Raw genomic sequence first — 12,881 nt, forward strand, 5'->3', positions numbered from 1 at the left:
AACAGGGCCCTCGTACAGGTATTGCAATTCCCCGAAGCCAGCTTCGGCTGCTTGTTCGCTCTGCGGACTATCCTTGACGATCCATTCATTCAAACGTTTTCGCAAATCCCCGCCGACAAAGCAGCCAGGGCGACTCTAGGGTCTTACACGGCACGCGCAGCTTTGGAACATGGGTCTTTGCGGATGCACTAGAGGCAGACCCATGACCCAGGAAATCGGCGGCTTCGCCGCTTTTGAACTACACCCTACTATTCTTGCAGCCGTTATCGCGACTGGCTACGAAGAGCCTTCGGCTATTCAGCAGCAATCTATCCCGATCATCATGGCCGGTCACGACATGATTGGTCAGGCGCAAACCGGTACGGGTAAAACCGCCGCGTTCGCCTTGCCGATCCTGCATCGCATCGACCCGACCAAACGCGAACCACAAGCGCTGATTCTTGCGCCAACTCGCGAACTGGCCCTGCAAGTAGCTACCGCTTTCGAAACCTACGCCAAGCAAATGCCGGGCGTAACGGTTGTGGCTGTCTACGGCGGTGCGCCGATGGGCCCGCAATTGAAAGCTATCCGTAATGGCGCGCAGATCGTTGTCGCCACGCCGGGTCGTCTGTGCGATCACCTTCGCCGTGACGAAAAAGTTCTCGCTACCGTGAACCACCTGGTTCTCGACGAAGCGGACGAAATGTTGAAGCTGGGTTTCATGGACGACCTCGAAGTTATCTTCAAGGCCTTGCCAGCGACCCGTCAGACCGTTCTGTTCTCGGCCACTTTGCCTCAATCGATCCGTGCCATCGCTGAGCGCCACCTGCGCGATCCGAAGCACGTCAAGATTCAGACCAAGACCCAGACTGTTACCGCGATCGAACAGGCTCACCTGTTGGTTCACGCTGACCAGAAGACCTCTGCTGTTCTGAGCCTCCTGGAAGTGGAAGACTTCGACGCACTGATCATGTTCGTGCGGACCAAGCAAGCGACTCTGGATCTGGCCAGCGCCCTGGAAGCCAAAGGCTACAAAGCTGCTGCGCTGAACGGTGACATTGCTCAGAACCAACGTGAACGCGTCATCGAATCGCTCAAGGATGGCCGTCTGGACATCGTGGTTGCGACCGACGTTGCTGCCCGTGGGCTTGACGTTCCGCGTATCACCCACGTATTCAACGTGGACATGCCTTACGATCCAGAGTCCTACGTTCACCGTATCGGCCGTACTGGCCGTGCCGGTCGCGAAGGTCGTGCATTGCTGCTGGTGACTCCACGTGAGCGCCGCATGCTGCAAGTGATCGAGCGTGTTACAGGTCAGAAAGTTGCTGAAGTCCGCCTGCCGGATGCTCAAGCAGTTCTCGATGCCCGCATCAAGAAATTGACTAACAGCCTGGCTCCACTGGTTGCTGACGCTGAATCGACCCACGGTGATCTGCTTGATCGCCTGACCGCCGATATCGGTTGCAGCCCACGTGCCCTGGCCGCCGCTCTGTTGCGCAAAGCTACCAACGGTCAAGCATTGACGCTGGCAGCCATCGAACGTGATCGCCCACTGGTTCCGACCAGCGCGCCACGTGAGCGTAGCGATCGTTCATCTTCGGGTGATCGTCCTGAGCGCAGCGGTGCTGATCGTGAGCGTCGCGCTCCGGTTCCATTGGCTGAAGGCCGTGCTCGTTGCCGTACCGCGCTGGGTGCGCGTGATGGTATCGCTGCTAAAAACCTGTTGGGTGCAATCCTCAACGAAGGCGGCCTGGCCCGCGAAGCAATCGGCCGCATCCAGGTGCGTGATAGCTTCAGCTTGGTAGAGCTGCCGGAAGATGGCCTTGAGCGTCTGCTGACCAAGTTGAAAGACACCCGCGTTGCTGGCAAGCAGTTGAAGCTGCGTCGCTATCGCGAAGACTGATCTGCTCTTGAGCTGATCGTCTGAACAAAAAAATCCCCGACTGGTTCGGGGATTTTTTTGCCTGTCAGTTGACGCAAACCCTGTAGGAGCAGGCTTGCAACTGCGCGTCCCGCCGCGATTAGCGTGACGCGGTATACCGGCTTTCAGCCAAACCGATAGATGTCCATCCCCAGCGCGCCCATGGTGAAGCCTTGGTGCGCGATGCTGAATTCGCCGCCAGCGCCGCGGGCGAAGAATAGTGGCAGCAGGTGTTCATCGCTGGGATGGCTACGAACGGCGTGGGGCGCCAGGCGGCGATAGTCGTGCAGGGCGGTTTCGTCGTTGTTCTTCAGCTTGTCGATCATCCAGTCACGAAACTCTTTGGCCCAGGGCTCGACGCTTTCCGGTCCGGCGTGCCAGTCCAGTTCGCGCAGGTTATGGGTGATGCTGCCAGAGCCAATCACCAGCACACCTAGCTCACGCAGGCTGGCGAGTGCGCGACCGACCTGGGTTTGCAGGGCAGGCCCCTGGCGGGTGGGAAGCGAAACTTGCACGACGGGAATATCGGCCTGCGGGTACATCAACGACAATGGCACCCAGACGCCATGATCAAGCGGTCGCTGACTGTCGATTTTCGCCGTCAGGCCGCCAGCGGTCAGGAGTTCGACCACCTGTGCTGACAGTTCGGGTAAGCCGGGTGCCGGGTACTGCACGGCAAACAAGGCAGGCGGGAAGCCTCCAAAGTCATGCCAGGTTTCCGGATGAGGGTTGGCGTTGACCAGCAGTTCCTGGCTTTCCCAGTGGGCTGATACGATCACAATGGCTCGCGGCCTAGGCAGTTCGGCGGCCAGGCGAGCAAGTGCGGGGCCGCTTTCGCCAGGTTCGAGTGCAAGCATCGGCGAGCCGTGAGAGATAAATAAGCTGGGAAACATAGTGAGCGTCCTGAGCGTTAAGATGGGGCTATCTTCAGGTAGAACATTGATCTAAATCTAATATAAGTTTTCGCGTATTTTTATCGAATTATCAGGAGTATTTATGCAGCCGGACTTTTGGCACAAGCGCTGGGCACTCGATCAGATCGGTTTTCATCTTGGCGAGGTTAATCCGTATTTACAACGCTTCTGGCCCGAGCTTGAGCTCAAGGAGCACGCCAGGGTGCTGGTGCCGCTGTGCGGTAAAAGCCTTGATCTGGCCTGGTTGGCCGGCCAAGGATTTCACGTACTGGGTGTCGAGCTGTCGGAAAAGGCCGTGGAGGACTTCTTCAGCGAACAGCAACTGGATGCGCAGATCAGCCAGCGCGGGCCGTTCAAGGTCTACAGTGTTGAGTCGATCGAGTTGTGGTGTGGCGATTTTTTCGCGCTCACGGCAGAAGACGTCAGTGAGTGTGTCGGGCTTTATGATCGTGCGGCCTTGATCGCGCTGCCACCTGAGATGCGCCAACGCTATACGCGGCACCTCACGCAGATTTTGCCTCGCGGGTGCCAAGGGTTATTGATCACCCTGGATTACGATCAGACTCAAATCGACGGACCACCGTTTTCAGTGCCTGATGCCGAAGTGCAGCAGTTGCTGGCAGCGGACTGGCAGTTGGACGCCCTTGATGAGTGCGATGTGCTGGGCAAGAGCTGGAGATTTTTGCAGGGCGGCGTTACGCGGCTTGAGGAGCGGGCCTATCGCCTACTGCGTCGCACTGCCCTGTAGATGGCGAACAAACGCATTGGAATCGTCGATTGAGCGCTGCATGTCTTTAAGCAGTTGGTCGACATTGCCTTGCAGGTTGCTGTTTTCACCCTTGAGTGCGCCAATCGCCTGGGCGTTGAGGTTGTGCTTGAGGAACAGCACGTGATCGCGTAATACGCTCAGCACCGGCTCGATGCGGCTTTCAGCGGTTTTCATTTTCTGTAGCAACTCTCGGTATTCGGTCTGGGTGCGAACCAGCTCCTTGGCGCTGGCGGCGCGCAGGTCTTTGTTGCTGTATTGATCGAGTTCGTCATTCCATTCGTCGAACAACGCATCGGCCACGTTTTCGATGGCGCCGATGCGGTGGTGTACGGAGGCGGCGCTTTTTTCGCTGGCTTGGTAATCATCATTCAGCGCGTTGTAGCGTTTCTCCAGGTCGCCACCCGTGAATTGCACCACACTGCGATAGTTCTGCAACGCGCTGCTGAAATGCTGCTTGGCATCTTGTTGCGCGTCGCGTGCGTCATTAACCCGGCTGACCAGCATTTGTCGTTTTGGGATGCCCGCTTTTTCCATGGCGGCGAAGTACGCGCTTTGGCAGCCGCTCAGGGCGAACAGGGCGATGCAGGCGAGGGCGAGCGAGCGCATGACGGTTTATTCCCTGATCCGGATAAAACAAAAAGGGCGACTCGCGTCGCCCTCTCGTAACACTGCCTGAAGCTTATCAGCCACGACGACGGAGCGCCTCGATACGATCTTCCAGTGCCGGGTGGCTCATGAACAGACCCGCCAGGCCGTGCTTGAGAACGCCGCCGTTGATGCCGAAGGCTGTCAGGCTGTCCGGCATTTGCACCGGCACGCCTTGTTCAGAGCGCAGGCGCTGCAGGGCGCCGATCATGGCGCTGGTGCCTGCCAGGCGTGCACCGGCTTCGTCCGCCCGGTATTCGCGTTTACGCGAGAACCACATGACGATGGTGCTGGCCAAAAAGCCCAATACCAGCTCGGCAAAGATAGTCGCGATGTAATAGGCCATGCCCTGGCCCTGTTCGTTCTTGAAGATCACCTTGTCGACGAAGTTGCCGATGATCCGCGCGAAAAACATGACGAAGGTGTTCACCACGCCTTGTACCAGCGCCAGGGTCACCATGTCGCCGTTGGCAACGTGGCCGATTTCGTGCGCCAGGACTGCTTTTACTTCGTCGGGCGAAAAACGCTCCAGCAAACCCTGGCTGACGGCGACCAGTGCGTCGTTCTTGTTCCAGCCCGTGGCGAAGGCGTTGGCTTCATAGGCCGGGAAGATGCCGACTTCAGGCATCTTGATCCCGGCTTCACGGGCCAACTGCTCAACGGTTTGCAACAGCCATTGTTCATGGCGAGTGCGTGGCTGGGAAATGATCTGGGTGCTGGTGCTCATCTTCGCCATCCACTTGGAGATGAACAGCGAGAACAGCGAGCCGGCGAAACCGAATACTGCGCAGAAAACCAGCAGCTGAGTGAGGTTCAGATCAACCCCATTGGCCGCCATGAACCCGTTGAAGCCAAAAAGGCTCAGCGTGATGCTGGCAATCAGCACGACCGCCAGGTTAGTGGCCAAGAACAGCAAAATGCGCATCATGGTTGAAACGTTCTCCTCATGAAAGTATGTAACGTGATGCGGGGTATATAAGGGGATGCACGCGGCTATTCAACAGGGGGACTATTTCAAACTGTGTCATCTGTCTGTTTCCCCTGCCCGTTCAGCATAGCCCACACCTGTGCGATCCAGGGTCCCTGGGGCGCGGAAAGCCACGTGGGCTGGCGGCGTGGCCCGTTCAGGTCGCGCGAGGCAGAGCGTGAATCGTTAGCTTACTGGCGATAGGTCTTGAGGAAGTTGCCGATGCGGCCAATCGCCTGATCCAGGTCGTCGACACGCGGCAGGGTCACCACGCGGAAATGGTCCGGCCATGGCCAGTTGAAGGCTGTGCCCTGAACCACCAGGAGCTTTTCCGACAGGAGCAGATCGAGAACGAACTTCTCATCGTTGTGGATCGGGCAGACTTTCGGGTCGATCCTCGGGAAGGCGTACAGCGCGCCCATCGGTTTGACGCAGCTGACACCGGGAATGTCGTTGAGCAGTTCCCAGGTCCGGTTACGCTGCTCCAGCAGGCGACCCTGTGGCAGCACCAGGTCGTTGATGCTCTGGTAGCCGCCCAGTGCGGTCTGGATCGCGTGCTGGCTCGGCACGTTGGCACACAGGCGCATGTTGGCCAGCATGTCGATGCCTTCGATGTAACTATGGGCGTTGTGCTTGGGTCCGGAAATGGCAACCCAGCCTGAACGGAAGCCCGCGACGCGGTACGACTTGGACAGGCCGTTGAACGTCAGGCAGAGCAGGTCTGGCGCCAGCGAAGCGGTACAGATGTGTACGGCGTCGTCGTAAAGGATCTTGTCGTAGATCTCGTCGGAGAACACCACCAGATTGTGTTGGCGCGCCAGTTCCAGCATGCCCATCAGCACTTCTTTGGGGTAGACCGCGCCGGTCGGGTTATTCGGGTTGATGATCACCATGGCTTTAGTGTTCGGTGTGATCTTGGCCTTGATGTCTTGCAGGTCAGGCCACCAATAAGCCTGTTCATCGCACAGGTAATGAACCGGGCTACCGCCTGCGAGGCACACGGCGGCAGTCCACAACGGGTAATCGGGTGCCGGGATCAGCACTTCATCGCCATTGTTGAGCAGGGCCTGCAGCGACATCACGATCAGCTCGGAGACGCCATTGCCCAGATAGATGTCTTCAATGCCGACACCTTCTACCTGCTTTTGCTGGTAGTACTGCATGACGGCCTTGCGTGCACTGAACAGGCCTTTGGAGTCGCTGTAGCCCTGTGCGGTCGGCAGATTGCGGATGACGTCCTGAAGGATTTCGTCCGGCGCTTCGAAACCAAATGGCGCGGGATTGCCGATATTCAGCTTGAGGATGCGATGGCCTTCCTCTTCCAGGCGTTTGGCGTGCTTGAGCACTGGGCCGCGAATGTCATAACAGACGTTGGCGAGCTTGTTCGATTTGCTGACCTGCATGGTGATTGATCCCGAAAATGGACGATCCACTGTATTCACATAGCCTGGATTGCCGGGCATAGCGCCATGAAAATGGATTTGTATGCGCGAAACTCGGATGCCAGACTGACGTCTAACGAGGCGCAATGATACGTGCCGCCTGATCAGCGGAAAAGATACAGATCGGGCTTTTTAAGATGTGGAGGTGTACCCGTGGAAAAGTTGGAAAAAACCCGTGAAGAATGGCAAGCGATGCTCGATCCGGAGCAGTACAACGTGTGTCGCCTGAAAGCGACCGAACGGCCCTTTTCCGGGAAGTACAACAGCACCAAGACCGCTGGGGTCTATCACTGCGTGTGCTGCAACGAGGCGTTGTTCGATTCTTCGACCAAGTTCGACTCAGGCTGCGGCTGGCCAAGTTTCTACGCGCCCCTTGAGGGCAGTGCGGTCGTCGAAATTCGCGACATGACCCACGGCATGATCCGCACCGAAGTGGTCTGCGCTAAATGCGATGCCCATTTGGGTCATGTGTTCCCTGATGGCCCGCCGCCGACGGGTCTGCGTTATTGCATCAACTCGGTGTGCCTGGACCTGGTGCCTCGGGAGTAACGCGCCGCCGGGCTATTTGCCTATGCTGTGATATTGATGAGGTGAATTAAATTGCGCGCAATTTAATTGCGCACTATGTTTCCCCCACACTCCAGCCTTTGAGGGCTTTGCCATGAGCGAAAATCTACTGTCCATCCCGTGCACGACCATCAAGGGCGAGCAAAAGACGTTGGCAGATTTTGCTGGCAAGGCCGTATTGGTGGTCAACACTGCGAGCAAATGCGGTTTCACCCCCCAATACAAAGGCCTGGAACAGCTTTGGCAGCGTTACAAAGACCGGGGGCTGGTGGTGCTGGGCTTCCCCTGCAATCAGTTCGGTCATCAGGAACCGGGGAATGAAGGGGCTATTTCCGAGTTTTGTGAATTGAATTTCGGGGTCAGCTTTCCGCTGTTCAAGAAAGTCGACGTCAATGGCAGTAACGCCCACCCCTTATTCGTCCAGTTGAAAAAACAGGCGCCGGGCCTGCTGGGCTCGAAACGCATCAAGTGGAATTTCACCAAGTTTCTGATTGGCAAGGACGGCAAGCTGGTCAAGCGCTTTGCACCCCTGACCAAGCCAGAGGACCTCTCCAGCGAAATCGAAGCGTTGCTTTAAGCGCAGGCAAGCCGGCACCTACAAGGGGGCTTCGCCAAGAACAACGGGCAGCCACTTGTCCAGCAGGCTGATCAGTTCTTCGCGGCGGAAGGGCTTGGCCAGGTAGTCGCTCATGCCCGCCGCGCGACAGTGTTCGCGTTCTTCGGGCATGGCGTTGGCCGTCAAAGCAATGATCGGCAACTGTTGCCAGCGTCCGGACTGGCGAATCTGCCGACTGGCTTCATAGCCATCCATCACCGGCATGTTGCAGTCCATCAGTACCAGATCGAAGGTCTGATGCTCAAGCCGTTCGAGCGCATCGGCGCCGTGCCCGCTGACGACCACGTCGCAGCCAAGTTTGCTGAGGATGCCCTTGGCCACCAGTTGATTGACCGGGTTGTCTTCGACCAGCAGGATTCGCGCTCTGCGCGCTGTTGCCTGATCCCCGAGCAATAGCTCGCGATGGTCGGGTTCGTCTGTGTGCAGCGCCCGTCGCAAGGTCTGGTACAGCGCATTGCGTGCCAGCGGGCGGGCCTGTTGTTGCAGGGGCTCGAGGGCCATGACCTGGTCGCTGGGCATGAAGTTGCCATACGCCGTGATCAGCAGGATCGGTGCTTTGATCGCGGGACGCAGGCCAAACAGGCATTCCGGACAGTCGGTGATCAGCAGGTCGGGCTCAAGGCCGTAAAGGCTGTCTCCGATACCATAGCGCCGGTACGCGATGCCCCAGCTGGGCAGCAGGCTGCTCAGCAATTCCGCCAGGCCGCTGCTTGCAGGACTGACGACAATCACTTGCCCTTTGAGCGGTGCGAACACCGGCGCCGGGGCGTAGCTGGGCAGGGGTAGCTCGGCGCAGAACTGGCTGCCGAAGCCGACTTGGGACTCAATGCTCAGATAGCCCTTCATGGCACCGCATAGATTGTGGGTCAGTGCCAGCCCAAGACCGGTGCCGCCGAACTGTCGGGTGATGCCGGCTGCGGCCTGCATGAACGGCTGAATGATTTTTGCCTGGGCGTCCTGAGCGATGCCAATGCCGGTGTCCCGGACCTCGATCCGGACGCCGTCAGCGTGGGTGCTCAGGCGCACATCGACGCGGCCAAGGCGGGTGAATTTCAATGCGTTGGACAGCAGGTTGCTGACGATTTGTCGAACCCGGGTGGGATCGCCGAGTACCAATGCCGGGAAGTGCGGATCGATCAGGCAGGTCAGCTCGACGCTGGGTGCTGCGTTTTGCGACAGCAGGTTGGCGGTGTCCTCGATTAAAGCGCCCAGATCGAACGGGATATGCTCAAGCTCCAGCTGGCCGGCATCGAACTTCGACAGGTCAAGAATGTCGTTGAGCAACTCCACCAGAACCTTGCCCGAGTCATGCGCAATGGACAGCTGTTGGCGCTGTTCGGCGTTGAGGGGGCTGTCCAGAGACAGCGCGAGCATGCCCAGCAGGCCGTTGAGCGGGGTGCGGATTTCGTGGCTCATGTTGGCCAGGAAGGCTGAGCGCGCCTGGGCCATGTCCAAAGCGGTGCTGCGCGCTATCTGCAGTTCCTCGTTGGATTGGCTGAGCCGGGTATTACTGGCCTTGAGTTCGGTAGTGCGTGCTGAAACGATGTTTTCCAGTTCGCTCATATGCTCGGTGAGGCGGTTTTCTGCCGTCCGGCGTTGGGCGAGTTCGCTGGCGATGGTTTCAAACTGCTCATTGGCGACCTGCACCAGGACACCAATCTCGTCTTGCTCATGACATGGCGGGCACGGCAACCGGGTCTGCTCCGGGCTGTGCGGGTCGCTGCGGCTCAGTGCGCGGATCACGCCCACCAGTGGTTTGGTCAGGGTGAAATAAAACATCGCCAGCAAGATGCCGCTCAGCAGCAGGCTGCGGGCAAACCCGTTGATCAGGGTGATTTCGGCGCGTTGGAGGAAGTGGCTGCCAAACGCAAAGGTGTCGACATTCAGGTGCAGGGTGCCGATCGAGTCGTTGGGCATGTGGTTCAGGTGCAGGATATCTTCGAACTGGCGGCTTTCGCCAAAAAGAAAGTCGCTGATCATCCGGTAGCGACTCTCCGCCCGTGGACGTTCGACGTCGGCAAGCACCACATTATTGTTGTCGCTGAGCTTCGCACCCATGATGGCGGGGGAGCGCAGCAAACCCAGAGTCAGTTCCTGGGCGAGTTCGGCGTCAATGTTGTAAGCGATTCGCGAGGCGGGGTTGTGACTGATTTCCAGCAGGGAGCGAATTTCGCGATCGATGGAGGCGTCTTCGCTGGCATAATCGAGGGTGATTTGAATCAGGCTAAGCACAGTTCCCAACGCGAAACCGACCAGCACTGTCAGGCGTGCTTGCTTGAACGACAGACGGTTGGTGAACGATATATCCATGGGGGAAAGCCATTCCTCGTGTTTCTTCGCCGGGAAATCATAGCCGATCAGGCCTTGCCTTTATTCAGTTTAATTAAGGAGACACCGTGGACTCTCGGTTAAATGCATTTCTCGAACGCGCCGATGCGGTACTGGCCCGTCTGGAGCCGCTATTGCCGGCACCTCGTCATCCCGTCGACTGGACGCACTCCCTGGCCGCGCGTTGGGTGCAGGAAGGTCGCAGTGGTTACTTGATGCCACTCCACGTCAGCCTGGACACGCGCTTGTCTGACCTGATCGGTGTCGATAAACAGCGCGATCAACTGGCGCGCAATACCCGGCAGTTCATTGATGGCTTGCCCGCCAACCATGCGTTGCTCTGGGGCTCGCGAGGGACCGGCAAGTCTTCGCTGGTCCGTGCATTGTTGGCTGAAAATCATCAGCGTGGTTTGCGTCTGATCGAGATTGAGCGCGATCACTTGGGCGACCTGCCACGCGTGGTGGAGCAGTTGCAGAAATTGCCCCAGCGCTTCGTGCTGTTTTGCGATGACCTGTCGTTCGAGGCGGGCGAGAGCGATTACCGCGTGCTCAAGAGCGTGCTGGACGGTTCGCTCGAACAGGCGCCGGACAACGTGCTGTTGTACGCCACGTCCAACCGTCGCCATCTGGTGCCGGAGAAGGAAAGCGATAACGAAAACTGGCAGCGGGTCGACGGCGAGCTGCACCCCAGTGAGGCGGTGGAAGACAAGATTGCCTTGTCTGACCGTTTTGGCCTGTGGCTATCGTTCTATCCCTTCACTCAGGAACACTTTCTGAGCGTGGTCGAGCACTGGATTGGTCAATTGGCATCAGCGTCGGGCCTTGAGTGGCAGCGCGATGAGGCGCTGGATATTACGGCGGTCCGTTGGGCGACCGGGCGCGGCAATCGCAACGGTCGTTGTGCTTATCAATTTGCGCGTTATTGGGTAGGACTAAAATTGTTGGAGCAACAAGCATGATCGATTTACAAAACACCGGCGCTGGCCTGAATGGCTACGGCTTGCTCGCCGCGCAGTTGGAGTCGCTGCTGGCGGACGAGCGTGACTTCATTGCCAATGCCGCACAGTTTTCTGCCTTTTTGTTCAGTCAGCTCGATGACCTGAACTGGGCTGGCTTCTATTTGGCGCGTAACGAAGAGTTGGTGCTGGGGCCTTTTCAGGGGCAGATCGCCTGCGTGCGAATCCCGTTCGGTCGTGGCGTTTGCGGTGCGGCGGCGGCCACCCGTCAGACTCAGCGGGTCGAAGATGTCCACGCGTTCGCCGGGCATATCGCCTGTGACAGTGCATCGAACAGCGAGCTGGTCGTGCCATTGGTCAAGGACGGGCGATTGATTGGGGTGCTGGATCTGGACAGCCCAAGTGTTGGGCGCTTCTCCGAGCAGGATCAAGCAGGTCTGGAGCAGTTGGTCGCCATCTTCCTCAGGCTGACCACGTGCAATTGATTGTCTGATGGTGTGGCTATTGCAGAATCGATGAGTTTATCGGCAGACAGGCGTTGCGCCTGTCTGCTTTGCAGCCAGAGTCTCAGTCGTAGACGACTTTCTTTTTCCAGTCGCCGTCTGCTTCGACAGTCTTCAATCCGTCGGTCAATTCGTTTACTTCGCCTTCGGCAGGCGCGGTATTGGTCAATACCATTGAGTTGGCGCGGGCCAGCATGCTCTCCATGTACCGGAGTTGTTCCTGATAAACGACTGGGTCCGGCTGTTTACGCAGGTACTGCACGCCGCGTTCGAATGCCAGTCGCGCCTGGCCGGGCTGCTCTTGGGAGAACGCCTGTTGTCCCAGGTTATTGAAGAACTCAATGTGCACCAGTACCAGAATGTTGCGGATTTCCTTGATCCAGTACTTGGCTTCGATGGTTGGCAAGAAGCCATCGTGTGCGGCGCGGGTCACCTGGCCGTGCAAGGCTTCTAATAGAAAGCGCACGTCCTTGGCCTTGGCTTCGGTCAGGATTGGGCCGGGTGGGTTGTTGATCGGGATCGCATTGCCCTGATTCACCAGTGTTACGAGTTCATCTATACGTGCCTTGAGCGCGCTGTTGCCCTTGTTCAGCGCGAGCAGGCGCTGGTTCACGTTGAGTTCCAGGCGCGTCAGCAGCTGCTTGAGAGCAGGCGTCATCAACTGGCCGGGGAACGTTTCGGTGATCTCTCCGCAGCGGCGCAGGCGATCAGTCAGCTCGACCTTAAGGCGAGCCTTTTCCAGCTTGTTGTTTTCGGAGACGTGGTTGAGGAAGCCGATGGCAATCAGAATGACGATGCCAGCGACTATCAGCAGGGTGATTGTGAGTGGTGTCACCGTTGAAGCCTCATTCGGGTAGTTTGCGTCGAGTGTAGTGGTTAAGCCTTTTTGCCGATAGGTGTAACAGTCGATCGTCAAACTAACGGCGTGGGAAATCAGGCGCCTATGCGCGCGGGGCCAGCTGTCAAAGCGTAGGGAAGTCGTTGATTTAGATATATTTATAGATGGGGGTTGACGACTTGCCCCGGCATCCATAGAATGCGCGCCACTTACAGCGTAAAGCACACAGCGAAACGCAGATAAGTAGTGAAGTTGTACGTGTGTCCCCTTCGTCTAGTGGCCTAGGACACCGCCCTTTCACGGCGGTAACAGGGGTTCGAGTCCCCTAGGGGACGCCATTGCGGGAATAGCTCAGTTGGTAGAGCACGACCTTGCCAAGGTCGGGGTCGCGAGTTCGAGTCTCGTTTCCCGCTCCATTTTTAAGCAGTCTTGC

Annotated in this window: 12 protein-coding genes and 2 tRNA genes; 8 read left to right on the top strand and 6 right to left on the bottom strand. The window is 58.0% G+C overall.

The features are described 5' to 3' along the window. The first annotated feature begins 202 nt into the window (after positions 1 to 202). Positions 203 to 1,885, top strand: a complete 1,683-nt coding sequence (locus tag AC1MEA_RS14115; protein ID WP_480416518.1) for a DEAD/DEAH box helicase — start codon at positions 203 to 205, stop codon at positions 1,883 to 1,885. 143 nt (positions 1,886 to 2,028) lie between these two features. Here AC1MEA_RS14115 and AC1MEA_RS14120 read toward each other — a convergent pair whose 3' ends face one another. Next, positions 2,029 to 2,796: a DODA-type extradiol aromatic ring-opening family dioxygenase gene (locus AC1MEA_RS14120; protein WP_480416519.1), complete on the bottom strand. Its 768-nt coding sequence runs from the start codon at positions 2,794 to 2,796 to the stop codon at positions 2,029 to 2,031. A 103-nt stretch (positions 2,797 to 2,899) separates the two neighbouring features. Between AC1MEA_RS14120 and AC1MEA_RS14125 the strand changes: the two genes are divergently transcribed. Then, the gene (locus tag AC1MEA_RS14125) at positions 2,900 to 3,565 is read left to right on the top strand and encodes a thiopurine S-methyltransferase (protein ID WP_480416520.1); all 666 of its coding nucleotides are present in this window, start codon (positions 2,900 to 2,902) and stop codon (positions 3,563 to 3,565) included. On the opposite strand, the gene AC1MEA_RS14130 is transcribed toward AC1MEA_RS14125, so the two are convergent. The 3 genes from AC1MEA_RS14130 to AC1MEA_RS14140 all read right to left on the bottom strand — a co-directional run bounded on the left by AC1MEA_RS14130 (position 3,542) and on the right by AC1MEA_RS14140 (position 6,601). Beyond that, positions 3,542 to 4,192: a DUF2959 domain-containing protein gene (locus AC1MEA_RS14130; protein ID WP_480416521.1), complete on the bottom strand. Its 651-nt coding sequence runs from the start codon at positions 4,190 to 4,192 to the stop codon at positions 3,542 to 3,544. The genes AC1MEA_RS14125 and AC1MEA_RS14130 overlap by 24 nt on opposite strands. 76 nt (positions 4,193 to 4,268) lie before the next feature. Then, positions 4,269 to 5,159 carry a protease HtpX gene (gene htpX, locus AC1MEA_RS14135; RefSeq protein ID WP_449633705.1) on the bottom strand — a complete coding sequence of 297 codons (891 nt, stop codon included), beginning with the start codon at positions 5,157 to 5,159 and terminating at the stop codon, positions 4,269 to 4,271. A 230-nt stretch (positions 5,160 to 5,389) separates the two neighbouring features. Then, a complete protein-coding gene (locus AC1MEA_RS14140) occupies positions 5,390 to 6,601 on the bottom strand; it encodes a pyridoxal phosphate-dependent aminotransferase (RefSeq protein WP_323565997.1) in 1,212 nt (403 codons plus the stop codon). A 192-nt stretch (positions 6,602 to 6,793) separates the two neighbouring features. Between AC1MEA_RS14140 and msrB the strand changes: the two genes are divergently transcribed. Both msrB and AC1MEA_RS14150 read left to right on the top strand, forming a co-directional pair. After that, on the top strand, positions 6,794 to 7,189 hold the full coding sequence (gene msrB, locus AC1MEA_RS14145) for a peptide-methionine (R)-S-oxide reductase MsrB (protein WP_322180891.1): 396 nt from the start codon (positions 6,794 to 6,796) through the stop codon (positions 7,187 to 7,189). Positions 7,190 to 7,301: 112 nt separating this feature from the next. After that, complete coding sequence (locus tag AC1MEA_RS14150) at positions 7,302 to 7,784, top strand: glutathione peroxidase (protein ID WP_449633706.1); 483 nt, start codon at positions 7,302 to 7,304, stop codon at positions 7,782 to 7,784. Between the two features lie 18 nt (positions 7,785 to 7,802). On the opposite strand, the gene AC1MEA_RS14155 is transcribed toward AC1MEA_RS14150, so the two are convergent. After that, the gene (locus AC1MEA_RS14155; protein ID WP_480416522.1) at positions 7,803 to 10,133 is read right to left on the bottom strand and encodes a response regulator; all 2,331 of its coding nucleotides are present in this window, start codon (positions 10,131 to 10,133) and stop codon (positions 7,803 to 7,805) included. A gap of 86 nt (positions 10,134 to 10,219) precedes the next feature. On the opposite strand from AC1MEA_RS14155, the gene AC1MEA_RS14160 reads away from it, so the two are divergent. Continuing rightward, positions 10,220 to 11,110 (top strand): ATP-binding protein, encoded by an 891-nt coding sequence (locus AC1MEA_RS14160; RefSeq protein ID WP_449633708.1) that lies wholly within the window; start codon positions 10,220 to 10,222, stop codon positions 11,108 to 11,110. Next, positions 11,107 to 11,592 carry a GAF domain-containing protein gene (locus AC1MEA_RS14165; protein WP_480416523.1) on the top strand — a complete coding sequence of 162 codons (486 nt, stop codon included), beginning with the start codon at positions 11,107 to 11,109 and terminating at the stop codon, positions 11,590 to 11,592. The genes AC1MEA_RS14160 and AC1MEA_RS14165 overlap by 4 nt, the downstream gene beginning before the upstream one ends. Before the next feature lie 82 nt (positions 11,593 to 11,674). Here the strand turns inward: AC1MEA_RS14165 and AC1MEA_RS14170 are convergent, their stop codons facing one another. Continuing rightward, entirely contained in the window at positions 11,675 to 12,445 is a 771-nt protein-coding gene (locus AC1MEA_RS14170; RefSeq protein ID WP_480416524.1) for a hypothetical protein, read from the bottom strand. Between the two features lie 265 nt (positions 12,446 to 12,710). On the opposite strand from AC1MEA_RS14170, the gene AC1MEA_RS14175 reads away from it, so the two are divergent. Both AC1MEA_RS14175 and AC1MEA_RS14180 read left to right on the top strand, forming a co-directional pair. Continuing rightward, positions 12,711 to 12,786: transfer RNA gene (locus tag AC1MEA_RS14175), tRNA-Glu, on the top strand. A gap of 2 nt (positions 12,787 to 12,788) precedes the next feature. Next, positions 12,789 to 12,864, top strand: a tRNA-Gly gene (locus AC1MEA_RS14180). Positions 12,865 to 12,881: the final 17 nt, after the last annotated feature.

The organism is Pseudomonas sp. ASL8 (assembly GCF_056680355.1).

Excerpts from the sequence above, each read along its gene's own strand:
- AC1MEA_RS14130 (WP_480416521.1), bottom strand. The coding sequence starts at position 4,192 with ATGCGCTCGCTCGCCCTCGCCTGCATCGCCCTGTTCGCCCTGAGCGGC.
- AC1MEA_RS14115 (WP_480416518.1), top strand. The coding sequence starts at position 203 with ATGACCCAGGAAATCGGCGGCTTCGCCGCTTTTGAACTACACCCTACT.
- AC1MEA_RS14165 (WP_480416523.1), top strand. The coding sequence starts at position 11,107 with ATGATCGATTTACAAAACACCGGCGCTGGCCTGAATGGCTACGGCTTG.
- AC1MEA_RS14150 (WP_449633706.1), top strand. The coding sequence starts at position 7,302 with ATGAGCGAAAATCTACTGTCCATCCCGTGCACGACCATCAAGGGCGAG.
- htpX (WP_449633705.1), bottom strand. The coding sequence starts at position 5,159 with ATGATGCGCATTTTGCTGTTCTTGGCCACTAACCTGGCGGTCGTGCTG.
- AC1MEA_RS14155 (WP_480416522.1), bottom strand. The coding sequence starts at position 10,133 with ATGGATATATCGTTCACCAACCGTCTGTCGTTCAAGCAAGCACGCCTG.
- AC1MEA_RS14140 (WP_323565997.1), bottom strand. The coding sequence starts at position 6,601 with ATGCAGGTCAGCAAATCGAACAAGCTCGCCAACGTCTGTTATGACATT.
- AC1MEA_RS14120 (WP_480416519.1), bottom strand. The coding sequence starts at position 2,796 with ATGTTTCCCAGCTTATTTATCTCTCACGGCTCGCCGATGCTTGCACTC.
- AC1MEA_RS14125 (WP_480416520.1), top strand. The coding sequence starts at position 2,900 with ATGCAGCCGGACTTTTGGCACAAGCGCTGGGCACTCGATCAGATCGGT.